The sequence below is a fragment of the Sulfitobacter sp. R86518 genome (assembly GCF_042466275.1).
GTDB lineage: Bacteria > Pseudomonadota > Alphaproteobacteria > Rhodobacterales > Rhodobacteraceae > Sulfitobacter > Sulfitobacter pontiacus.
Map to the genome: position 1 here is coordinate 2,772,250 of NZ_JAXHCA010000005.1, position 23,594 is coordinate 2,795,843.

General features: G+C 61.2%; 20 protein-coding genes and 2 pseudogenes. 13 read left to right on the forward strand and 9 right to left on the reverse strand.

Features of this window, described 5'->3' with window-relative positions:
* Window positions 1-69: 69 nt before the first annotated feature.
* The 5 genes from fghA to SJY36_RS14695 are packed head-to-tail and all read left to right on the forward strand — an operon-like array spanning window position 70 to window position 3,881.
* Window positions 70-903: an S-formylglutathione hydrolase gene (gene fghA / locus SJY36_RS14675; protein WP_386176115.1), complete on the forward strand. Its 834-nt coding sequence runs from the start codon at window positions 70-72 to the stop codon at window positions 901-903.
* Between the two features lie 9 nt (window positions 904-912).
* Window positions 913-1,362 carry a YaiI/YqxD family protein gene (locus SJY36_RS14680; RefSeq protein ID WP_005850449.1) on the forward strand — a complete coding sequence of 150 codons (450 nt, stop codon included), beginning with the start codon at window positions 913-915 and terminating at the stop codon, window positions 1,360-1,362.
* Between the two features lie 49 nt (window positions 1,363-1,411).
* On the forward strand, window positions 1,412-2,032 hold the full coding sequence (locus SJY36_RS14685; protein ID WP_386176117.1) for an HAD family hydrolase: 621 nt from the start codon (window positions 1,412-1,414) through the stop codon (window positions 2,030-2,032).
* Window positions 2,029-2,949, forward strand: a complete 921-nt coding sequence (locus SJY36_RS14690; RefSeq protein WP_386176119.1) for an ornithine cyclodeaminase family protein — start codon at window positions 2,029-2,031, stop codon at window positions 2,947-2,949. The genes SJY36_RS14685 and SJY36_RS14690 overlap by 4 nt, the downstream gene beginning before the upstream one ends.
* Entirely contained in the window at window positions 2,946-3,881 is a 936-nt protein-coding gene (locus tag SJY36_RS14695) for an alpha/beta fold hydrolase (RefSeq protein ID WP_386176121.1), read from the forward strand. The genes SJY36_RS14690 and SJY36_RS14695 overlap by 4 nt, the downstream gene beginning before the upstream one ends.
* On the opposite strand, the gene SJY36_RS14700 is transcribed toward SJY36_RS14695, so the two are convergent.
* A complete protein-coding gene (locus SJY36_RS14700) occupies window positions 3,878-5,119 on the reverse strand; it encodes an MFS transporter (protein ID WP_009825556.1) in 1,242 nt (413 codons plus the stop codon). The genes SJY36_RS14695 and SJY36_RS14700 overlap by 4 nt on opposite strands.
* A gap of 125 nt (window positions 5,120-5,244) precedes the next feature.
* Between SJY36_RS14700 and zapE the strand changes: the two genes are divergently transcribed.
* On the forward strand, window positions 5,245-6,303 hold the full coding sequence (zapE, locus tag SJY36_RS14705) for a cell division protein ZapE (protein WP_386176123.1): 1,059 nt from the start codon (window positions 5,245-5,247) through the stop codon (window positions 6,301-6,303).
* On the opposite strand, the gene SJY36_RS14710 is transcribed toward zapE, so the two are convergent.
* The 5 genes and pseudogenes from SJY36_RS14710 to SJY36_RS14730 form a co-directional block, all read right to left on the reverse strand.
* Window positions 6,300-6,938 (reverse strand): hypothetical protein, encoded by a 639-nt coding sequence (locus SJY36_RS14710; RefSeq protein WP_386176125.1) that lies wholly within the window; start codon window positions 6,936-6,938, stop codon window positions 6,300-6,302. The genes zapE and SJY36_RS14710 overlap by 4 nt on opposite strands.
* A 97-nt stretch (window positions 6,939-7,035) precedes the next feature.
* Window positions 7,036-8,310, reverse strand: coding sequence for a bifunctional folylpolyglutamate synthase/dihydrofolate synthase (locus tag SJY36_RS14715; RefSeq protein ID WP_386176127.1), 1,275 nt, complete (start codon window positions 8,308-8,310; stop codon window positions 7,036-7,038).
* On the reverse strand, window positions 8,307-9,272 hold the full coding sequence (accD, locus tag SJY36_RS14720) for an acetyl-CoA carboxylase, carboxyltransferase subunit beta (protein WP_386176129.1): 966 nt from the start codon (window positions 9,270-9,272) through the stop codon (window positions 8,307-8,309). The genes SJY36_RS14715 and accD overlap by 4 nt, the downstream gene beginning before the upstream one ends.
* A gap of 58 nt (window positions 9,273-9,330) precedes the next feature.
* Window positions 9,331-10,221, reverse strand: a pseudogene (locus SJY36_RS14725) (CPBP family intramembrane glutamic endopeptidase).
* Window positions 10,218-13,319, reverse strand: a complete 3,102-nt coding sequence (locus tag SJY36_RS14730; RefSeq protein ID WP_386176131.1) for an ABC transporter transmembrane domain-containing protein — start codon at window positions 13,317-13,319, stop codon at window positions 10,218-10,220. The pseudogene SJY36_RS14725 and the gene SJY36_RS14730 overlap by 4 nt, the downstream one beginning before the upstream one ends.
* A 152-nt stretch (window positions 13,320-13,471) precedes the next feature.
* Here SJY36_RS14730 and ilvD point away from each other — a divergent pair, with 152 nt between their 5' ends.
* From ilvD to SJY36_RS14760, 6 genes are all read left to right on the forward strand, one after another.
* Entirely contained in the window at window positions 13,472-15,238 is a 1,767-nt protein-coding gene (gene ilvD / locus SJY36_RS14735; protein ID WP_005850463.1) for a dihydroxy-acid dehydratase, read from the forward strand.
* A complete protein-coding gene (locus SJY36_RS14740) occupies window positions 15,219-15,815 on the forward strand; it encodes a hypothetical protein (protein ID WP_260004202.1) in 597 nt (198 codons plus the stop codon). The genes ilvD and SJY36_RS14740 overlap by 20 nt, the downstream gene beginning before the upstream one ends.
* A 93-nt stretch (window positions 15,816-15,908) precedes the next feature.
* Complete coding sequence (locus SJY36_RS14745) at window positions 15,909-16,682, forward strand: DUF6478 family protein (RefSeq protein WP_386176133.1); 774 nt, start codon at window positions 15,909-15,911, stop codon at window positions 16,680-16,682.
* A gap of 9 nt (window positions 16,683-16,691) precedes the next feature.
* On the forward strand, window positions 16,692-17,063 hold the full coding sequence (locus SJY36_RS14750) for a hypothetical protein (protein WP_386176135.1): 372 nt from the start codon (window positions 16,692-16,694) through the stop codon (window positions 17,061-17,063).
* A gap of 74 nt (window positions 17,064-17,137) precedes the next feature.
* On the forward strand, window positions 17,138-17,800 hold the full coding sequence (locus SJY36_RS14755) for a TrkA family potassium uptake protein (RefSeq protein ID WP_005850470.1): 663 nt from the start codon (window positions 17,138-17,140) through the stop codon (window positions 17,798-17,800).
* Window positions 17,801-17,877: 77 nt separating this feature from the next.
* Window positions 17,878-19,140 (forward strand): TrkH family potassium uptake protein, encoded by a 1,263-nt coding sequence (locus SJY36_RS14760; protein WP_386176508.1) that lies wholly within the window; start codon window positions 17,878-17,880, stop codon window positions 19,138-19,140.
* Window positions 19,141-19,221: 81 nt separating this feature from the next.
* On the opposite strand, the gene SJY36_RS14765 is transcribed toward SJY36_RS14760, so the two are convergent.
* From SJY36_RS14765 to gpmI, 3 genes and pseudogenes are all read right to left on the reverse strand, one after another.
* Window positions 19,222-20,559, reverse strand: coding sequence for a S41 family peptidase (locus SJY36_RS14765; RefSeq protein ID WP_037942619.1), 1,338 nt, complete (start codon window positions 20,557-20,559; stop codon window positions 19,222-19,224).
* Between the two features lie 3 nt (window positions 20,560-20,562).
* On the reverse strand, window positions 20,563-21,693 hold the full coding sequence (locus tag SJY36_RS14770; protein WP_132997825.1) for a murein hydrolase activator EnvC: 1,131 nt from the start codon (window positions 21,691-21,693) through the stop codon (window positions 20,563-20,565).
* Window positions 21,690-23,208 (reverse strand): annotated as a pseudogene (gpmI, locus tag SJY36_RS14775) (2,3-bisphosphoglycerate-independent phosphoglycerate mutase). The gene SJY36_RS14770 and the pseudogene gpmI overlap by 4 nt, the downstream one beginning before the upstream one ends.
* Before the next feature lie 185 nt (window positions 23,209-23,393).
* Here gpmI and SJY36_RS14780 point away from each other — a divergent pair.
* Complete coding sequence (locus SJY36_RS14780) at window positions 23,394-23,573, forward strand: zinc-finger domain-containing protein (protein ID WP_005850479.1); 180 nt, start codon at window positions 23,394-23,396, stop codon at window positions 23,571-23,573.
* Window positions 23,574-23,594: the final 21 nt, after the last annotated feature.

Genomic DNA, 23,594 nt, shown 5'->3' on the forward strand with positions numbered 1-23,594 from the left:
AGCGTCCTGCCCTTGCCGCGCAGACCGAGGGCCGATAGCCATAGACCAACCAGACACAGGAGACGCCAGATGAAAACGATTTCCGAAAACGCCAGCTTCCGAGGCACCCAAGGCGTCTATTCCCACCGTTCCACCGCCTGCAACTGCGATATGACCTTTGCGCTGTTCCTGCCCGAAGAGGCGCAGCAGGGCCCGGTGCCCTTGATGTGGTTCCTATCGGGGCTGACCTGCACCCATGAAAACGCGATGACCAAAGCGGGGGCGCAGGCATGGGCCGCGGAACACGGGATCGCGGTGGTCTTTCCCGACACCTCCCCCCGCGGTGAGGATGTGGCCGACGACGACGCCTATGATCTGGGCAAGGGCGCGGGCTTCTATGTGAACGCCACCCAAGACCCATGGGCACCGCATTTCCAGATGTGGGACTATATCGCCGACGAACTGCCGGCGCTGTTGGGTGAAAACTTCGCGCTGGACATGGACCGGCAGGCGATCTGCGGCCACTCCATGGGCGGGCACGGGGCGCTGACGCTGGCGATGAACCTGCCGGGGCGCTTTACCTCGGTCTCGGCTTTCGCGCCGATTGCGCATCCAACCAGCAGTGACTGGGGCCGCAAACAACTGGCAGCCTATCTGGGCAGTGACGAGACAACCTGGGCCAAACATGACGCGACGCTTTTGATGGCGGAACGCGGCTTTGACGGGCCGATCCTCATTGATCAGGGCACCGATGACCAATTCCTTGATCTGCTGAAACCCGAAGCATTGGCCGAGGCGATCGCGAAAGCCCGCCAGAACGCCACATTGCGAATGCAGCCGGGCTATGATCACAGCTATTTCTTCATCTCGACCTTCATGGAAGACCACATCGCCTTCCACGCCGATGCGCTTTATGCGCGATAGGGCCCGGCGATGACGGTGCTTTATATCGACGCGGACGCCTGCCCCGTGAAGGCAGAGGCGGAACGCGTTGCCACCCGCCACAAGGTGCGGATGTTTGTGGTGTCCAACGGCGGGCTGCGCCCCTCGCAGAACCCGCTGGTCGAAACCGTGATTGTCCCCGACGGCCCCGACATCGCCGACATCTGGATCGCCGAACGCTGCGGCCCCGGTGACGTCGTGGTGACCGGCGACATTCCCCTTGCCGCCCGCTGCGTCGAAGCCGGCGCGCGGGTGCTGAAACACAACGGCGAAGCGCTGACCGCAGCCAATATCGGCAATGTGCTGGCGACGCGTGATTTGATGGCCGACCTGCGTGCCGCGGACCCGTTTCGCCAGGGCGGCGGCAAAGGGTTTACAAAGGCCGACCGCTCCCGTTTTCTGGACGCGCTAGAACGCGAGCTTCGCGCGGCACAACGATAGGGCAAGGGCGGCGCAGGTGCCCCCACCGACCCGGCAAAAGGAAGAGCACATGAAACCAGCGGCAGTCGTCTTTGACATCGGGAATGTGCTGATCGAATGGCAGCCCGAACGGTTCTATGACTCCGTGATCGGAGAGGACCGCCGCCGCGCCATGTTCGCCGAGGTGGACCTGCACGGCATGAACGACCTTGTCGATAGCGGCCAGCATTTCACCGACACGATCTATGCCGCCGCCGAAGCCAACCCCGACTGGCGCGATGAGATCCGCATGTGGCATGATCGCTGGATCGAAATGGCCGCCCCCGTGATCCCCCGCTCTCTCAGGCTGAAAGAGGCGCTGCAGGCCAAGGGCGTGCCGGTGTTTTCGCTGACCAATTTCGGCATCCAATCCTATGATCATGCGGCAGAACACTATCCTTTCCTGCGCGCCTTTGATCGCGATTTCATCTCGGGTCATATGGGTATGATCAAACCCGATCCCGCGATCTATGCAGCGCTCGAGGAAGGATCGGGCCTGTCCGGCGCCGCGCTTTTGTTCACCGACGACCGTATCGACAATATCAACGCCGCCAACGCCCGCGGCTGGCAGACCCATCATTTCACCGGGCCGGACGGCTGGGCTGACAGGCTCGTCGCTGCGGGGCTGTTGACCGAAGCAGAGGCCGCATGACCCAGTTCGACATCATCCCCTTCGACGCCGGCGACGCCCTGCTGGACTGGATCGGCCTGACCGACGCACTGGCCCAGGGGCACAACCTGCCGCGCGCCGAAATCGCAGATACGTTTTTGTATCGGGGCAAGGATACCTTGCTGAACCGCGCCGCATGGATCGACGGGCTGGGGTTGGCGGTGAAATCCGCCACCATCTTTCCCGACAACCCCGCCAAAGGGGCACCGATGGTGAACGGCGGCGTGTCGCTTTACGCAGATGATCACGGCGCGCTCGAGGCTTTGGTAGATTTCCACCTCGTGACCAAATGGAAAACCGCCGGTGACAGCCTGCTCGCCGCGCGCAGACTTGCCCGCCCCGACAGCCGCAAAATCCTGATCGTCGGCGCGGGCACCCAAGGGCGCGGGCTTCACGCTGCCTACCGGGCGGCGTTTCCCGATGCCGAATTCACGGTGTGGAACCGATCCGCCCCCAATGCTCAGGCGATGGCCCGCGATATCGACGGGCTGCGCATCGCCGATGATCTTGAGACCGCGGTGCGCGACGCGGACATCATCACCAGCGCCACCATGTCGACCGAACCGCTGATCAAGGGCGCGTGGCTGCAACCCGGCCAGCACTTTGACCTGATCGGTGCCTACCGCCCCGACATGCGCGAGGTGGATGATACGGCGCTGACCCGTGCCCGGGTCTTTGTCGACAGCCTCGACACCACGGTTGATCATATCGGTGAGCTGAAGATCCCGATCGCCCAAGGTGTGCTGAGCGCAAGTGACATCGTCGCGGATTACTATGATCTCGGTGCGTTCACCCGCCAGTCAGAGGATGAGATCACCCTGTTCAAAAACGGCGGCGGCGCACATCTCGACCTGATGACCAGCCGCTATATCCTTGACCGGTGGCGCGCTCACAGATGATCTGGTTTCTTCTCATTGCGGCTCTGATCATCGCAATCCCGCTTGTGATCGAACGCAACCGTGCCGAAATGGAGGACGCGGACCGCGGCAGCGCCCTTGGCCAATTCGCAGAGCTGCCCGACGGCGTGACCCATTACGCGTGGACTGGCCCCGCTCAAGGCCCTGTTGTCGTTTGCATCCACGGGTTGACCACCCCCAGCATCGTCTGGCGCGCGGTCGCCCGCGGGTTGGCGTCGATGGGGTACCGGACGCTGACCTATGACCTTTACGGGCGCGGCTATTCCGACCGTCCGTCTGGCCCGCAGGACCGCCAGTTCTTTATCAAACAGCTGCAAGACCTGCTGGAAGATCAGGATGTCACCGGCAGCTTTACCCTGCTGGGGTATTCCATGGGCGGCTCTATCGCGACGTGCTTTGCCGCCGCTTTCCCCGAACGTGTCGAACGGCTGATCCTGCTGGCGCCCGCTGGGATGGGGCTGGCACCGAACAAGCTGGTGGACTTTATGGCCAAAACCCCGCTGGTCGGCGATTGGCTAATGCTTGCGCTGTTCCCGCCGACCTTCCGGCGCGGCATCAGGGCTGAACGTGACATCCCCGTGCAGGTCCGCCACATCCACGACCATCAGGCCGAACAGCTGGACTATAAGCACTATGTTCCTGCGGTGTTGGCCAGCCGTCGCGGTATTCTGGCGGATGTGCTGCGGGATGAACACCGCGCGATCCGGACGCATGATATCCCTGTGCTGGCGCTTTGGGGGCAGGATGATCAGGTGATCCCCGCGTCAGCCATCGGCAGCCTTGCCGAATGGAACCGCGCCGCCGAACACGAGGTGATCAAAGGCGCTGGCCACGGCCTGCCCTATACCCATGCACCCCAGATCATTGCAGCGATCAAGGCACATATCGACACGGCGGATAAATCGACGGATTAACTCGTCACCAGCCCGGGCAACCGCTTCTCGCGGATGGGCAAATGGATCAGCGCGCTAAACGCGCCCACGGCCACACCGATCCACCACACGGCGGTGTAATCGCCGTAAGCGTCATACATCCGCCCGCCCAGCCAGACCCCCATAAAGCTGCCCAACTGATGGCTGAAAAACACGATCCCATAAAGCGTGCCCATATAGCGCAGCCCATAAATATGCGCGACCAGCCCGCTGGTCAGCGGCACCGTCGCCAACCACAATGCCCCCATCCCGATGGAGAACAGGATGACCGACACCGGCGTGATCGGCAGCAGGATAAACAACGCCGCAATCACGGTACGTCCGGTATAGATCGCAGCCAGCAGGTACTTTTTGGAATAGCGTTTGCCCGCCCACCCCGCCAACAATGTTCCGGCGATATTGGCCAGACCGATCAGGGAAATCGCCACCGCACCCAGGGCAGAGGTTGTTGTGATCCCGATGTTATGCAGCACGCCACCCGCAAGGATCGGACCGCAAAGTTCGGTCACGAAAGCAGGAAAATGCGCGGTGATAAAGGCCAGCTGATAGCCGCAGGAAAAGAAGCCGATAAAGATGAAGGTAAATGTCGGGTCGCGCAGCGCCTTGCCCAGGATTTGCGACAGGCTTTCCTCCAGCTCGGCCTTGCTGGCCATCGCGGGGGCGCGCATCAACGGCAGCGTCAGCAACATCGCCATGATCGCGCCCGCAAAGACAAGGAAGGTCGCCTGCCAGCTGAGGAACCCCAGCAACCATTCCGCCACTGGCGCACCAAAGACCTGTCCCGCGCTGCCCGCCGCCGTGGCAATGGCCAGCGACATGGACCGGTTCTCGGCCGTTGAGGCGCGGCCCACCACGGCCAAAATCACGCCAAAGCCCGTTCCCGCGATCCCGAAACCCACCAACCACGCATAGGTTTGGTGTTCAATCGGTGACACCGAATTGGCCGACAGCACCAGCCCCACGGCATAGACCACGGACCCGATGATAATGGCGCGGCGGTCTCCGATCTTCTCGGCCATCGCGCCAAAGATCGGTTGGCCGATGCCCCAGGCGAGGTTCTGGATCGCGATCGCCAGCGAGAATTCGGAGCGGAGCCAGCCGAACTCTTCCGCGATGGGGATCTGAAAGACGCCAAAAGAGGCACGCACGGCAAAGCTCACCATGATGATCAGACACCCGACGATCAGCACCGGTGTGAAGATTGACGTATTTTTTTCCATGATGACCCCCGAAGCACGTGCCGCCACCGTAGCTTTGAAACCGGGGCCGTCAATTTCAAAAACTGCGCGCATATCGGCCTGCGGGGGTTCTTCCCAAAGCCTGTGGCACATTGTAAGCCAAAGGCATGACCGATTTACGCACCATTTACGATAACCGCGTTGCCGACGGCAGCCTGACGCCGGACCCCGCGCAAGAGGCCGTGCTGCCAGAGCTTGACCGCATTCGCAGCGCCTTGATGGCCCCGCAGAAAAAGGGCTTTTTCAAACGCGCGCCCGAGCCACCGCAGGGTCTGTATCTTTGGGGTGGTGTGGGTCGCGGCAAGTCGATGCTGATGGATATGTTCGCGGCAAATATGGGCGATGTGCCAACGCGGCGGGTGCATTTCCACGCGTTCATGCAGGAAATTCACAATGCGATGCATGAAGCGCGGAAAACAGGAGTCGACGATGCGATTGCGCCAGTCGCAGCCGAGGTCGCGAATAGCGTGAAGCTGCTGGCCTTTGACGAGATGCAGATCACCGACATCACTGACGCCATGATCGTTGGCCGGCTTTTTGAAGCACTTTTTGCGGCTGGTGTGGTGGTGGTTACAACGTCGAACCGGATACCGGATGATCTGTATAAAGACGGTCTGAACCGCCAGATATTCCTGCCCTTCATCGAATTGATCAAAGAGAAGATGAAGGTGATGGAGCTCGCCAGCCCGCGCGACTACAGACAGAACCGATTGGCGGGTACGAAATCCTATTTCACCCCCGTCAACCCAGAGAGCCGTGCCGCGATGGATGCCGTCTGGAAGGATCTGGCTGGCGGCCCGGGGGAGGAGCTGATCCTGCGGGTGAAGGGGCGCGATGTCGTCGTGCCGGAGTTTCGCAACGGTGTCGCCCGCGCCAAGTTCCACGCGCTTTGTGGTCGGCCCCTAGGGGCGGCAGATTATTTGACATTGGCAGAGGCCGTGCGCGTGTTGATGCTGGATGATATCCCCAGTCTTGGCCGGTCAAACTTCAATGAAGCCAAACGCTTTGTGACCCTGATCGACGCGTTATACGAGGCGAAAGTGAGGCTGATCTGCTCAGCCGCGGCCGAACCCGAAATGCTATATCTGGAGGGCGAAGGCACCTTCGAGTTCGAGCGTACGGCATCGCGTTTGCGCGAAATGCAGGGGGAAGGCTGGGGCGCTTAATTGCGCCGCCCCGGGGCGTACCCATCCCGCTGCAGATCGACTGCAGCCAGATAGAGTGGCGCGGCCTGATTGTGGTAAAAGGCGACGGATTGGCGGATCTGCTGTCCGTCGCGAGCATGAGCTTGATCGCCGTCAGTCTGGCGGGCGGCCAAAGCCTTGCGTTCAGCGACAACAACCGCCATCAGCAAACCTGCCGTATCCAGCGCACCAGAGGCTGTCGTAAGCGCCGGTGGTACTTTGAAATCGCCTTTGGCCGCCGCGCTGTTCAGCAACGTATCAATATAGCTGTCCGACCGTTCCGTGCTAATCGCCCAGATCAGGTAGGATTTAAGCACTTGGCCGCGTTTGCTATCATCAAACGATTGAACGATCGCGCTGACGGCATCGCCCACGTCAAAGGAAGCGTCTTTGTGCATCTTGTTGAGCAGCGTCGCAGGCGACAGCGGCACAAAGGCTGGCCCACCGGAGGCCAGAAACGCCACCTGTCCATTGGCATAGCCCTGCGCGGCGTCGTGACCCCCGGAAGATCGCCAGTGATCGACGATAAAGGTCACACCGACAAAGATCGCGAGCAGACGGAGATGGCCGAACACCATCCTGCGCAGCGCAAGAAAATTCTGATACGTATTGGTCATTGCATTGGTCCCCCCAAAGGCAAAAATGTTACCCTCGGACCTTAGGACGCAAATTCCCTACAAATCGTAAATATAGCCAATTCTAATTGTTAAAAGGCTATCCGTTTTCCCGCAAAATTGCACCTGCCAGATAGAGCGAACCGCAGATCAATACCCGCGCGTGGGGCACCTTCGCGACAATGGTTGCAAGCGCTTCGGCCACGCCAGGTGCCTCTTGCGCGGTCAGGCCGACGTCGATCGCTGCGCGCGCGGTTTCGGTGGCCGGCAACGTCGCTGCTTCACCCGGGATCGAGACGGCGAACAATTGTTTTGCATGACCGGCCAGCGGGCGCAGATAGCCGCCGATATCCTTGGTGTTCAACATGCCACAGATCAGGAATGTGGGGCGGGCGGGCATGTCTTCTAGCACCGCCGCGATGGCGTCGCCCGCAGCAGGGTTATGCCCGCCGTCCAGCCATAATTCGGCCTGCGGCGCTGCGTCGATCAGCGGCCCGTGACGCAGACGTTGCATTCGGGCGGGCCATTCGGCGCGGGTCACAGCGGCCTCGCACGCTTGCGCGGAGACCCCCAATTGCCGCGATGCCGCCAAAGCCGCACCGGCGTTGGAAATCTGGTGCGCGCCCAGCAGGTTAGGCTTGGGTAGGTCCAGCAGCCCCGAGTCATCCTGATAGACCATGCGTCCGGCTTCGGGGGCCACATGCCACTGCTGACCATAGGCAAAAACCGGGGCGTGGTGGCGTGCTGCCTGCGTCTCTATCACCTCGAGCGCGGCATCCTGTTGCGGGCCGACGATGCAGGGCACGCGACGTTTGATGATGCCGGCTTTTTCACCCGCAATCTCCGGCAGGGTCGTACCCAGAAACTGTTGGTGATCAATCGACACCGGCGTGATCACGGTCAATGCGGGCTGGTCGATCACATTGGTCGCGTCCAGACGCCCACCAAGGCCGACCTCAAGCAGGGTATAATCCGCCGGAGTACGGGCAAAGGCCAGGAGCGCGGCGCAGGTTGTGATCTCGAAATAAGTGATGCTCTCGCCGTTGTTGGCGGCGTAACATTCATCCAGCATCTCGGTCAGCGCGGCTTCGGAGATCAGCTCTCCGGCAAGGCGGATGCGTTCGTGAAAGCGCGCCAGATGGGGCGAGGTATAGGCGTGGACGCGGTGGCCATCCGCCTCAAGCCCCGCACGGATCATCGCCTGTGTCGATCCTTTACCATTGGTACCGGCAATATGGATCACAGGGGGCAGGTCGTTCTGGGGGTTGCCCAAAGCGTCCAGCAGCCGCCACATGCGATCCAGCGTCAGGTCGATAATCTTGGGATGCAGCGCCATCATGCGTGCAAGCACTGCATCCGATGTGTTCTGCGTCATTTCGCCTTGGGTTCCGCCGCTTCGGCTTTGGGGGCCGCATCGGGTTCTGGCGTCAGCGCATGGGCAATATCGCCGCCTTCGGTAGGCGCAGGCAGATCGCCGCGCACCGCGGGCGGCAGCTTCATCAGCATCCGCGTGATGTCGATCAACTCGTCCCGCATCTGGGTGCGCGGTGTCACGCGGTCCAGCATGCCGTGGTCCAGCAGATATTCGGCGCGCTGGAAGCCTTCGGGCAGCTTTTCGCGAATGGTCTGTTCAATCACACGTGGGCCGGCAAAGCAGATCAGCGCATTGGGTTCCGCAATCTGGACATCCCCCAACATCGCATAGCTCGCCGTGACACCGCCGGTCGTGGGGTGGGTCAGAACGACGATATAGGGCAGCCCCGCTTCTTTCAGCATCTGCACGGCGATGGTGGTGCGCGGCATCTGCATCAGGCTCAGGATGCCTTCTTGCATACGCGCGCCACCGGCAGCGGAGAAGAGCACCAGCGGGCATTTCAGCTTAACCGCTTTTTCAGCCGCGGCGATGATGGCGTTGCCGACATACATGCCCATCGATCCGGCCATAAACGAGAAGTCCTGACCTGCCGCGACGATGGGCGTGCGGCCGATTTCACCGGTAGCGACCAGCATCGCTTCGGCTTCGCCCGTTTGTTTCTGGGCGGCCTTCAGACGGTCGGGGTATTTCTTTTGATCGCGAAAGTGCAAAGGATCCGGCGTCGGCGCGGGGACTTTGACCTCGGTAAAGAGGTCGCCGTCGAACAGCGCCTTGAAGCGTTCACGCGGGGTAATCGCCATGTGGTGACCACAGCTGGTGCAGACGTTCAGGTTGTCCGACACCTCGCGGTGGAACAGCATGGTGCCGCATTCTTCGCATTTCGTCCACAGATTGTCCGGCGTCTCGCGACGCGAGAAGATGGAGTTAATCCGAGGACGGACGTAGTTGTTGATCCAGTTCATGGTGAACCTTTGCTTCCAGTTTCGCCTTCCAAATAAGCTGACGCGCAGTAAATTGCAATCAACGGCGGATCGCCAACCGCGCGGCAAGCCAGCTGACCAGCATCAGCGCGAAATCGACGGGCAACCACGCGCGCAACGCGTCGACATCATCCATCCCGAAGGGGGTCAAATACAGCGCCAAACCCGATAGGTCATCGGGCAGAGAGGTGATGACGATCGCCGCGACATTATTGCAAAAATGCACTGCAATGGCCGGCCCCAGCGACCCTGCCCGCGCGGTCAGATCGGCCATCAACATCCCGAAGACACCGGCCCAAAGTGCTATGACCAGCGCATTTTCGCCGGCTTGATCTGGAAGATAGTGCCCAAGCGCGAAAATCACGGCCGGCAACACCATCTACACCAGCGGAGAGTTGAACCGTGCCGCCAGCTGCTGCTGGACATAACCGCGAAAGACGATCTCTTCGGCGCTGACCTGTACCAGCACCCCGAGCAGCGAAAACGGCAGCAGCATCAGCCATGTGCCAAGCGCGAGGTTGGGCACATAGGGCGCGCCAAGGTTCCACGGTGGCAGCAAATAGGTCACCGCACCAAGCAGCACCAGCATCTTCAGCACGGCCCAGAACTGCGGCACCACAAGCCCCGACGGGCCGATCAGACCACGCACGGGACGTTTGTGGATCACCCGTGTCACCACGGCCACGCCGACGATCATCAACCCGAAGCTGCCAAGCAGCAGGAACATCGCCATCGGCGTCTTGCCTGACAGCAAGCTGTCATAAAACCCGTCCGCACGCGGCCCCATCAGGTTGAACAGGGTGGTGAACATCAGGTTGTTGAGCAGCAGGTAGATCGCGGTTGCCGCAAGAAACCCCAAGATCAGCCGCCACAGCGCCGCCGAGGGGATCGCAGGGGCGACAAAGGCTTTGTGGGCAGCGTATCGGGTCACGCGGGGTCATCTCCTACGGGCGGGGGCAAGGCTTCGTCTTCGCGCGGGATATCCACCCGTGCCGCACGAAGCAAGTCGGCGGCGTTGGTCAGATGGCTTGATACCGTGCGTAGAAGGCTCAGCAGGATCACACGGTCGTTTTCAACCACCGACTTGAATTGATCCGCACCGATCCGAAGGAAACGGCTGTCTTCGACGGCGACAAAATCCATCTGCCGCGGCTCGTTCACGATGACCGCAAGGTCCCCGATCAACCGCCCCTTTTCGACGGTCGAGACGTGATGCGCCAACCCTTCGGGGTCGCGCCAGCTCAGCTCTCCCTTGCCCGACAGACAGAGGTAGACCGCATCTGGCCGTTGGTCTTGAGCAAAGACCATCTCGCCCTGTGCGACGGTGTACCACTGCGCCGCAAAGGCCAGCAGGCGCTGGTTGCGCGGGTCGAGGTTGCCGAACAAGTCGTTGCGCGCGATGATCCGCAGCTTGCGTCGCAAATCGTCCGAGATGCTGTCGTCCTGACTGGGGATATCAACCTGCGCCAGACCGTCAATGCGCCCGCCACGGATCTTGATGTACATGTCGAAATCGTCAGGATTAACAAAGGAGCTATCCATGTAAATCTGGGTCGTTTCGGGCAGCAGTTCGCTGACCTTGTCGCGCAACCGTTGCAGGCTTTCTGCGTCATGCCCCGCAAGCGACTGGTTCAGGATCAGGATATCGGGTCGTTTCATCGCCGCGCGGCTGAATCCGGCGCGTTCCTGGAACATCATCGCGATATTTGACCCGCCGATGCTGACCGGCAGATCAAAGACGTTAAGCGCGACATCCTGTTGCAGCCCGTGTTTCTTGAACACGTCCGACACCACATCCAGAACCAGATCCGCCTGAAGGCCCGCCACGGCGGAAATCCGGCCATACAACACGTTTTCAAGTATCGTCAGACGCGGCAGATACTGGTCGGGTGTGATCGGCACGAACATATCCCGCGCCCGTTCGCGCATCTCGGCGCCCTGCTGCTTACGGATTTTCAGGATCTCGTCCTTGAAGGTCGCAGGGAAAGCCGGGCCGATCTGTTCGGCCGTGAAGGCAAAGGGCACGGTAAGCAGCAACGAGAATTCATCCTCGCTCAGCGCTTCATCCCCTTTGGCGCGACGCCGTAGCGCGATATCGACCAGTTGCTCGTACAGTTCTTCCTCGATGCCGAGAGCGGTGAACAGCGGATGGTCGGTGCCATCACGTCCAAAGGTCTGGTGCAACGTTTCTACCAGCGTCTGTGAAATCGCGATGCCCTGCTCGGCCAGACCCTGTTCGATGATCATCGCCAGAAAGCTGCGTTCAAGCGCCAGACCCGCCTGCGAGATGCTGCGGATGGGCGCGGCGAACATCAGGTTCCCCCCAAGCGGCAGCGCCGGGTTGAACCGATCTGGGTCAAAGCGGTGCACCACCTTGTCCAGCCCTTGCTCTTTCAGCCGCTCGTGCACCTCGTCGCGCAGGGCAACCACGCGGGCCGCAAGCTCGGGGTGTTTTTCCGGGTCCATCCGGTCAGCGGCCATGCGACGGAACATCATGTCCTGTGTGCCAACGGCGCTGGCCAGCTCATACCACCAGTCGTTGATGTCCTCGCGGGTGCTCAGATCGGCAAGCCCGGGGTCCAGCCAATCCGCCTTGGTGCTGTCCAGACTATTGCCTGACCGCTTTGTCTCGATCGCGGCGCGGTCGGTTTTCATAGGGTCCCAGAGGACGGTTTTCGGGCTCGACCGCAGGGGCATCAGCAGATTGTCCCCGACGGTGCCCTGAAACAGATAGGGGTGCGCATCGGAATAGCCGATCCGCGCCGCAAGCACCGCCTGATGCAGCTCTGCCAGATTATGCCCCGCCATCGTGATCCGCCCGCGGCTCGGCACGGCCTCGCGCACCAAAAGCTCTGCCAGAGCGTTGCGTTCGGATTGGTTGGGCATCTCAAGCGCGACGCGCGCGCCTTTGGGTATTTCGAGGTTCAGATCATCCAGGATCGTGTTCCCGTCCGGCGTGCGCAAAGACACATGTTCCAGCACAATAGGGCCGCGCAGATGCGGGACTTCATCGGGCTCGCCTTCGAACAGGCGCGCGTCGATCTCGCCCCGCGGGGCGAAACGTTCAATGACCACATCCCACCGCAGCGACATGTCCTGCGTCTGATTGTAATAGGTCAGCAGTTCCTTCCACGGGCTCGACAAATCCTTGTAGGCGGCCAAGGCCGCGACCAGCGCGCCCACCGTGATCTGCCCCTTGATCGCAAGATATCCCCCCACGGCATAGAAAAAGAACGGTGTCAGCTGGGTGATGAAGTTGTTGAGAAACTTCATGAAGAATTTCTTCTGATAGATCTGGAAGCGGACCTCGAACAGTTGGCCCAACCGGTCGGTGAACAGCGCCAGACGGTAGCGCCAGCCGCCGTTGGTGCGCAGATCGGTGATACCGGCGGCGGTCTCGCCGATTTCAGACGACAGGTGCCGCACTTCCTTGATGCGCTGTTTGTTCAGCAGGTTGATCTGCCGCTGCAGCATCGGGATGAGATACGCCTGCAACGGGATCAACGCGACGCCTGCCAACCCGAACCACGGGGATTGCAGGAACAGGAACAGCAGGATGATCAGCATCTGCCCCGCTTGGAACACAGGCTGGGCGACCGCATCGCCCATCAACCCGCCCATCGGCTCTGCCTCCGAGGTGACCATCGACACCAGCTCGCCCTGACTGGTGTTTTCGAAATAGCTGCGCGGAAAACGCATCATCCGCGCGATCAACTGATAGCGGAAACGACGCAGTAGCCGCTCTGCCAGCACCCCCTTCATCGTGTTCAGACGCATCTTCATCAGACCGTGGATCAGCACCGAGAAAAGATAGGCAAAACACAGCACCATCAGGAACTGCACCTGACTGAACGACATCCCGAAAACGTCGATCACATCGGTCTCTGCCCCAATGGCATCGTTGATGATGCGTTTGGGTAGTTCGAGGGTGATGTAGAGGATCGGGAAGGTAATCAGCGTGAGGACAAGCAAAACCAGTTGGTCACGACGGGAGTATTTCCAAATAAAGGAAAAAATCGAATGCTCCATGCAGGGTCGCTTTCGCTAGGGGCGGCACAGAGCCAAGGATTATTTAACACCTAAGCCCACAGCCCGCGCTGTTCAACTGGTGGCTTGAGCCTTGCAGCGACAGGGCTGGGTGGCTATTCCGGTGTAAACGTCCACTCAGGGAGGCCTGCCACATGTCCACCAACACCCGCTTTGATAAATCCAGACTGCCAAGCCGGCACGTGACCGAGGGGCCAGAGCGCGCACCGCACCGGTCCTATTACTACGCAATGGGCATGACCGAAGAAGAGATTCACCAGCCTCTGGTGGGTGTGGCAACCTGCTGGAACGAAGCGGCCCCCTGTAACATCGCGCTGAACCGTCAGGCCCAGGCGGTCAAGGTCGGCGTCAAGGCGCAGCAAGGCACGCCACGCGAATTCACCACCATCACCGTCACCGACGGGATCGCCATGGGCCACGAGGGCATGCGCTCTTCTCTGGCGTCGCGCGAAGCGATTGCCGACACGGTAGAGCTGACAATGCGCGGTCACTGCTACGATGCGATTGTCGGTCTTGCGGGCTGTGACAAATCGCTGCCGGGCATGATGATGGCGATGCTGCGGCTGAACGTGCCGTCCGTGTTCCTCTACGGTGGGTCGATCCTGCCGGGCAAAGTCCCGGAAGGGGCCGATGTGCCTGCCGATTTCGCCAGCCGCGACCTGACTGTGCAAGACGTTTTCGAAGCCGTGGGTAACTACCAGAACGGCAGCATGTCGCAAGCCGCGCTTGAAGTATTGGAACGCGTCGCTTGCCCGACAGCCGGTGCCTGCGGGGGCCAGTTCACCGCCAACACCATGGCCTGCGTGTCCGAGGCAATCGGTCTGGCGCTGCTGAACTCCTCTGGCATGCCTGCGCCCTATGAATCCCGCGACGCCTATGCGGCGGCCTCGGGTGAAGCCGTCATGAACCTGATCGAAAAGAACATCCGCGCGCGCGACATCTGCACCCGCGAAGCGTTCGAGAACGCGGCGCGCATCGTGGCTTGCACCGGCGGATCGACCAATGCCGGTCTGCACCTGCCCGCTATGGCCGCCGAGGCGGGTATCGACTTTAACCTTAGCGATGTATGCGACATCTTCCGCGACACCCCCTATTTCGTCGACATGAAACCCGGCGGGTCGCATGTGGCAAAAGACCTGTATGACGCGGGCGGCGTGCCTGTTGTGATGAAAGAATTGCGCAAGGCTGGCCTGCTGCATGATGACTGCCTGACCGCATCGGGCCTGTCCATCGGTGAAGAGCTCGACAAGATCGAACGCGAAGCCGACGGCAAGGTGATCCACGCGATCGAAACACCGATCAGCAAGACCGGCGGCGTCGTTGGTCTGAAGGGCAACCTCGCGCCCGAAGGGGCCATCGTGAAAATCGCTGGCATGTCCGAAGAAGACATCGTCTTTACCGGTCCGGCGCTGATCTTTGAATGTGAACAAGACGCGTTCGAAGCCGTGCAAAACCGGGCCTACAGCGAAGGCGACGTGTTCGTGATCCGCAACGAAGGCCCCGCTGGTGGCCCCGGCATGCGCGAAATGCTGGCGACCACGGCAGCACTGTCCGGTCAAGGCATGGGCAAAAAGGTGGCACTGATCACCGACGGCCGTTTCTCCGGCGCGACACGGGGTTTCTGCGTTGGTCACGTCGGCCCCGAAGCCGCGCATGGCGGACCGATTGCCTTGCTCAAACAGGGCGACATGATCACGCTGAACGCGATCACCGGTTCGATCTCTGTCGATATCTCGGACGAGGAAATGGCAGAGCGCAAAGCGGCTTGGCCCGGTGCCCGCAAAACCAACTATCAAAGCGGTGCACTGTGGAAATACGCGCAGCTTGTGGGTCCAACCTATCTTGGTGCGGTGACGCATCCCGGCGCGAAGGCGGAAACACATGACTATATGGACCTGTAAAGGTCCGCTTGCCGCCTTTGGCGTGATGCTTCTGACCGCCTGCGAGGGCGGTCAGGGGCTTGGCGCGTCCTCGGGTGCCGCCAAGCCGCCGTTGTCACGCGCGAAAATGGCCGGAGGGGTCGAACTGGTCGCCCCCGATGGTTTCTGCATCGACCAAACCAGCCTCGAGGCGCGCTTTGCCGTGATTGCACGCTGTGACGGATTAGGGGCCCCTGCCTCTGCGGGGGCAGCACCGCGTGGGTTGATCACGGTCAGCCTGACCCAGTCTAAACCCGGCTCCCTGCCAAGCGCCCAGCAGATCGCGGCTGAAACCTCGCTCCAGAATGTGAGCGATGTGGAGAAAGGCGACCAAAGCGTCACCTTCCGCGCGCAGGGGCGTATTCCTGTCGGTGGGCTTTCCCCCAACCAATGGCGCGGCGTCGCACGGATGGGCACGCAAACCGCCGGTATCGCTGTCTACGGCCCCGAACGCGGCGAGATCGTCAGCCCCTCTGGCCGAAGGGTACTGACACAGTTGATCACCCGCAGCATCGACGCCAGTGCCCCTGCAAAAACCACCGTCGCGCAACGCAACTAACGCGCCGGCCCCTTGGCCCATTTCATTTGTGCCCCCACGCCACAGGCGGTAGGGTACGACCAACAACCCATTCGTAATCGGGGCAACAGGCACATGCGCAAACTCGGGAAAAAGCTGATCGACAGCGCCTTGATCGCGCGGTTTACCCGCCGCTGGTCCGCCAAAGCCGACCGTGCCCCCCAGACAGAACTGTCCGTGCTGCGCAAACAAGCAGGCCAAGCACGCGCCTTGCGTCGACATCTGGACAAGTTGATCTACACCGCCGAAGACCGGCTTGCCCTGCCCCGCATCGGCTCTAACAAGTTCTCTCGGCCCCATAACACCGATTGGTCCTGGCGCCCGCAGCTTTGGCGCGCGCCCTTGACCAAATCGGGGCTGTCGTCGGTGCAATCCAAGGCGACCATGGGCGATGAGGTCACGATTTTCCACGACTGCACCCTGTCCGAACTCGGCATCCGGCAAATCCGCAACCTCGAAGAAAACCATCTGGCGCCCTATGGGCTTCGGCTTGAGGTCTACCGTTTCGACGGGTCTTTCCTGTCCCTGGTGCTGAACCTGCAGGATGATTGCGTTGACGGGATGAAGCGCACCCATGTCCTGCGCGTGGACGCCGTGATCGAGATGGAAAAACCGATCGAGATTTTTGTCCGCCTGAACATCCGCCACGGACCTAACACTGAACAAATGGTGCAGGAACTGCCGCTGAACAAATCCGAGGTCACGGCAGAATTCGACCTCGCCTATTCCAACCTGAACGAAAAACGCGTCGAGAAAGCCTGGATCGACCTGATTTTTGAAGGGCCCGAAATGAACCAGATCATGCTGCGTGACCTGACCTTTTCGCGCCGCCCCCGCGCCCAGTTGTAGGAGCCCCGCATGAGCAACCTGACCCTCACCAAAACCCAGATGCGCGACGGCACCTGGCAAGGGATCGTGACCGGCGCGGACGATACCAAACCCGATCTTGCGGTCACCCACGCCGATGCCGATGTCGCGGGGGTGCAGTTGGAACATGACGCGTCATCGGATCACTGGGTGCTCAGCATCCCTGTGCCCGCAGCCGCAATCGCCGATGGGCTGCATACATTGCTGGTGGTCGACCGCGCGTCTGGCACGACGTTGGCCAGCATCACCCTGATCGGGGACGAGGTCGCCGGCCCCGATTTGCGCGCCGAGGTGGATTTGCTGCGCGCCGAGCTTGATATGCTGAAACGTGCGTTCCGGCGGCACTGCGTCGAAACGACCTGACGGCGCTTGCTTGCTTGCCCCTGTAGCGCGATGTATCCCTTGGCAAGACTGAGCCCTTCAGAAGGACCCTCGTGATGGCAGTGAAAAGACGGACTATCGGCGTGATCGGCCTTGGCAACTTTGGCTCTACGGTCGCAACCGAGCTGCAGCGTTTTGGCAACTACGTGATCGGCGTGGACCTGAACGACCAGCGCGTCAGCAACCATGTCGAAAAGCTGAGCCAAGCCGTTATCGTGGACGCCCGCGATGATGCCGCCCTGCGCGAGGCCGGGTTGGGCGACTGTTCGATGGCGCTGGTCGCCATGGGCAGCGATCTTGAATCGAGCATCCTGTCGGCCATCAACCTGAAACTGCTGGGCGTCGAGACGATCTGGGCAAAGGCCAAGACAAAAACGCATCACCGCATCCTGTCGAAACTGGGTGTCGACCGCGTGATCCACCCCGAAGTCGAAGTCGGCCAGCATATCGCCCAGGTGATCCACAACCCCTTGGTGCGCGACTATGTCAGCCTTGGGAACGGGTACCACGTGGTCAACTTCCGCATCCCCGAAGCGCTTGAGGGCAAATCGCTCGAGACGTTGTCATACGGCAAGAAGTTCGACCTGCGCTGTCTGGGCGTGATGCGGGGCACCGAATATATCGGGCGCGACGGGTTGGACTGCACGTTGCAACGGGACGATCTGTTGATCCTGCTCGGGCAGCGCACCGACCTGCGCAGCTTTGCGGCAAGCCTTTGAAACTCTTTTCAAGGTCACATAAAAGCGCGTGGCGGCTTCTGCCCCCGCCCGCCGTGCTTGTGTTGATCTATCTGACGATGGTGGTTCTGGGCGGATTGATCCTGTGGACTCCACTGGCGAATACTGCGGGGATCAGCCTGTCGGACGCGCTGTTCACCTCTACCTCTGCTGTTACGGTGACGGGGCTGGCGGTGATCGACACTGGCACCGCTTTTACCGGTTTCGGGCAGGCGGTCATCGCACTTCTGATCCAGATGGGCGGCTTGGGGTTGATGACCTTTGCCGTTCTGGTGCTCTCCGCGCTTGGTATCCCTTTGGGGATGCCGCAGCGGATTATCCTGCGCGAGGACCTGAACCAGCCCAGCATCTACAATCTGACCTCGCTGGTGATGGCGATCCTGAAGATCGCCATTCTGGCAGAGCTTATCGGCGCTGCCTTGATGGCCTTTGTCTTCGTGCCCGAATTCGGTCTGGCGCAGGGGCTTTGGCATTCGGTGTTCCTAAGCATTTCTGCATTCAACAATGCGGGGTTCGCGCTGTTCCCCGACAGCCTAAGTAACTGGGTCAGCGATCCGATTATCAACGTCGTGATCCCCGCCCTGTTCATCATCGGCGGCATCGGGTTCATCGTGCTGGCCGATATATGGGAAAAACGCAGCTGGCGACGGCTCAGCCTGCACAGCAAGCTGATGCTCACCGGCACGGTGGTGTTGATCCTGCTGGCCTGGGCGCTGTTTGCAGCACTTGAATGGCGCAACCCCGCGACCTTGGGCCAGTTCGGCAGCCTTGGCAGCAAGCTTTGGGCCAGTTGGTTTCAGGCCGTCACCCCACGGACAGCGGGCTTTAATACGCTTGATTACGCCGAGGTCCACGAGAGTACTGCCTTGATGACCATGACGCTGATGCTGGTCGGCGGCGGCAGCACGTCGACGGCAGGCGGCATCAAGGTGACCACGCTCATCGTGCTGATCCTCGCCACCGTGGCCTTCTTCCGTCGCAGCACCAGCCTGCATGCTTTTGGTCGGTCGATGGGGCCGGATGAAGTGTTCAAGGTGATGGCGCTGACCACGATCAGCATCCTTCTGGTCCTGACGGGCATCTTCATCATGTCGATCAAACATGACGGAGAGTTCATCGACCTCGCGTTCGAGGCAACATCGGCCTTTGGCACCGTCGGCCTGTCGCGCGGTGCCACGGCAGAGCTTGATAGCACGGGCCGCGCGATGATCATGCTAATGATGTTTCTGGGCCGCGTCGGCCCGCTGACCATCGGGTTCTTTCTGGCGACGCAATCGGTGCCCCGCGTGCGCTACCCCGAAGGCAAGGTCTATCTGGGCTGAACACCCGCCCTTGGCCCAACAAAAAAGACCGGCCCGCCTATCTGCGGACCGGTCTTTAATGCGAACGCGTGATCGTCGCGCTTACTTCTTCGGGCCCAATGCGGACAAACCCTTGAGGATGTCGATGGCATAGGCCAGCTGGTAATCCTCTTCCCGCAAGGACGCAGCTTTTTCGGCCTTGGCGCGGTCTTCCATGATCTGGTCGACCTGATCGTCGGTCAGGCTGTCGTTGTTCAGGCTGCCGCGCAGGTCTGCTTCGGACCGCAGGGGGCGTGCTGTTGCATCCTCTTCCTCGGTGTCTGCAGGCTGTGCCGGTGGCTGGGCGACGATGATGTCGGGGGACACGCCAAGTGCCTGAATGGAGCGGCCCGACGGCGTGTAGTACCGCGCTGTGGTCAGGCGCATCGCCCCTTCACCGCGCAGCGGCATGATCGTCTGCACCGACCCTTTGCCGAAGCTTTTGGTCCCGACGACAATCGCGCGACGGTGGTCTTGCAGGGCACCGGCAACGATCTCGGAAGCCGAGGCAGAGCCGCCGTTGATCAACACCACAATCGGCTTGCCTTCGGCCAGATCGCCGGGGGTGGCGTTGGTGCGGTCGCCATCCGCGGCATCACGGCCACGGGTGCTGACGATCTCGCCTTCTTCAAGGAAAGCATCCGACACGGCGATAGCCTGATTCAGCAGACCACCGGGGTTGTTGCGCAGATCCACGACAAAGCCGCTGACATTCTCGATGCCGCCGGCGGCCTCGACCTGCTCTTCCAGACCCTCTTTCAGCTTGGGGTAGGTCTGTTCGTTAAAGGTGGTGACCCGCAGCACAACCGCGTCGCCTTCGGTACGGGCGCGCACTGCGGTCAGCTGGATGGTATCGCGCACCAGCGAGACGTCGAAGGGTTCGGTCTCGCCTTCTCGCACCACGGTAATCTCGATCTCTGATCCCACCGGCCCGCGCATCAGCTCGACCGCGTCATCCAACGTCAGCCCCAGCAGGCTTTCGCCGTCCACATGGGTGATGAAATCGCCCGCTTCGATACCCGCTTCAGAGGCAGGCGTACCATCAATAGGGGAAACGACTTTGACGAAACCCTCTTCCTGCGTCACCTCGATGCCGAGACCGCCGAATTCACCACGGGTCTGGTCGCGCATCTTCAGCGCGTCTTTCGGCGACAGGTAGCTGGAGTGTGGATCAAGCGAGGTAAGCATACCGTTGATCGCGGCCTCTACCAGCTCTTCGGTGTCGACCTCTTCGACGTATTGCGCGCGGATGCGTTCAAAGATGTCGCCGAACAGATCAAGCTGTTCATAAACGTTGCTGTTCTTTTCAGTTTCCTGTGCCAGCAAGGGGCCCGCAATCTGCGTCGTGGCAATTACCCCTGCCAGCGTACCGCCCACGGCAGCCATCACGAACTTCTTCATCGTTTATCCATCCTTATCAGTTCGGAACCAGTCTGACGGGTCCTGCGGAACATTGTTCTCTCTTACTTCTATATAGAGCGTTTCTGAACGCTCCACGCCAGCCCCATCACCATTTGGTGACAGCGCCTGTTGATTTACGCCGGCCGGGCCGCCCATAAGGCCAATCGGCGTCTCTGCCCCGATCACCTGCCCTGCCTCGCCATAAACCACATCCAGCCCTGCCAATACAAACAACGCCCCGGCCCGAGGTTCAAGAATGACCACGTTTCCAAGGTCCAGCAGCGGGCCGGTGTAGCGGATTGTCGCCGCCGTGGGCGATGTCACGATGGCACGCGGGCGGGTCGCGAGGATAATCCCGGGGCGCGTCACCCCCGCCGCATCGGTTTCATTGGCGCGGCGCAGGATCACGCCCTGCACCGGCAAGGTCAGGTCGCCCTTCTGCCCTTCGAAATCGGCGGGCGCATCCGCAATCGGGTCCGAGGTCATCTCGGAGAGGCCGCTGGCGAACCCCGATAGCGTCTCGGAGGTCGAGATCAGGATCGCGGTGCGCACCGGGTCTTCGTTGAAGCGTTTGGGCAGATCAGTCCGGTTGGCCATCGCCTGATTAAGCTCTGTCCGGGCGCGCTGGATTTCCGTCAGCCCGTCCTGCAAGCGCTGTGCCGCATCGGTTTGAAGCGCCCGCAGGGTCTGCACGTCTTCAAGATCCTGCCGCAAGACATCGGCGCGGGTGTTCAGGGCCGGTGTCAGCTCTGCCAGCAACATACCCGCGCGCGCCGTGCCAACAGGCCCTTCAGGATGCAGGAACAAGGTGGGCGACGGGTTGCCGCCGATGCTTTGCAACACGCCCAGCAACTGCGCGACCTCGCCATCGCGGGCTTGTAGCTTCTTGCTCAGCTGCGCCTCGTTGATGGCTGCCTGACGCAGCCCCTCGCGCATGGCCCCAAGGCCGGTTTCAAACGCCTGAATCGTCTGGGTCAGCGCCTGCACGCGGTCCCGCGCCCCATCTGCCGCGTCCAACTGGGCAGAGGCCGCTTCAAGGTCGGCCATCGCGCGACGCGCCTGTTCTGCCGCCTCGGTCTGCGCAAACACGCCGACGGGCCAGAACATCAGGGCAAGGGCGCAAAGGCGGATCATTCGAGCAGCGACTTTCCCGTCATCTCGGCCGGTTGATCCAGCCCCATCAACTGCAACACTGTCGGCGCCAGATCGGCCAGACGACCGCTGCGCAGGCTGGCCCCATCGGGCCCGCCGACAACCGCCACGGGCACGGGGTTGAGCGTATGCGCCGTATGCGCACCGCCGGTTTCGGGGTCAATCATCGTTTCGCAATTACCGTGGTCCGCGGTGACGATCATCGCGCCGCCGACCTCCTCAAGCGCCTCATGCACGCGCCCAAGGCCGGTATCCACTGCCTCGCAGGCCGCGATGGCGGCATCAAGATCACCGGTATGCCCCACCATATCGGGGTTCGCGTAATTCACGACAATCAGGTCGTATCGGTCCTTAATCGCTTGCACGAAACGGTCGGTGACTTCCGCACAAGACATCTCTGGCTGCAAATCATAGGTCGCCACATTTGGCGACTTGGGCATATAGCGGTCCTCGCCCGTTGTGGGTGTTTCCTCGCCCCCGTTCAGAAAGAACGTCACATGCGGGTATTTCTCTGTCTCGGCCAAGCGGAACTGACGAAGGCCGTGCTGTGCGACCCATGCGCCAAGCGTGTTCACGATCTCGGGCTTGGGGTACATGGTGGTCATGAACGCTCCATGCGCGTCGGAATATTCCGCCATGCCCATCACCGCAGACCACGCAGGCCGCGCACCTGTGTCAAAGGCGTCAAACTCCGGATCCGCAAGCGCCGACATGATTTCGCGCGCGCGATCGGCGCGGAAATTCAGGCAGAAGATCCCATCGCCGTCCTGTACGCCAGTGTAGCCCTCCAGCACCGTGGGCGTGATAAATTCATCTTTTTCGTCAAGACCATAGGCATCATTCACCGCATCGCGGGCGGTTGGGGCGGCACTGCCCTTGCCCTGCACGATCGCCTCATAGGCTTTGGCAACGCGGTCCCAGCGGTTGTCACGGTCCATCGCGTAATAACGCCCCGAGACGGTCGCGATACGCGCCCCGTCGGGCAAGGCGGCTTGCAGCGTCTCGAAATAGCCCAAGGCCGAGCGCGGCGCGACATCGCGCCCGTCGGTCAGCGCATGGATCACCACCGGAATACCCTGCGCCCGCAGCGCCCGCACCGCGGCAATCATATGCGTCAGGTGCCCATGCACCCCGCCATCAGAAACAAGCCCCATCACATGCGCCGTGCCGCGGGTCTGTTTCAGCGTCTCTGCAAAGTCCAGCAACGGTTGATGGGTGGCAAACGCGCCTTCCTCGATCGCCAGATCGATCTGTCCCAGATCCATCGCAACGACACGACCAGCCCCGATATTGGTATGCCCCACCTTCTGAGTTGCCCATCTGCCCCTGTGGCAGTCCCACATCAGGCCCGAAAGTGGTCAGCGTCGCCGAAGGGCAGCTTTGCATGATCCGGTCGACATGCGGGGTCTTTGCCAGTAGGGGCGCGTTGCCCTGAGGGTCATCGCGGAGGCCCCACCCATCCAGAATGCACAATACGACAGGTTTTGGGGTGTTCATCCTGAGACCGCTCCGCAGGTTTACAGTGGTTTTCCGTCTTTTAGCGGCTCTGTGGCCGATGGTGAACCTAATTCAACGCAGTTTACAAACTTGTAAGCAGAGGGCGGCCAAATCACACGGCGCACCCTTGCCCTGCCTGCGCGGTTTGGTCATAAGATGGGCGCATCAAAGCCAAGGACGACAGCATGACATCCCAAGCACCGGAAACCCGCATTGTGAACACCTGGCGCGTCGCCTGTGACGGCAGCGAAGGCGCCTTGGGGCACCCGCGCGTCTGGCTGCAAATCCCGCAAGACAAGGGCTGGGTCGAATGTGGGTACTGCGACTGCAAGTTCATCCACGCCGAGTTTGAGGGCAAGGTCTGACCAAAGCGTTACGATGGCTGG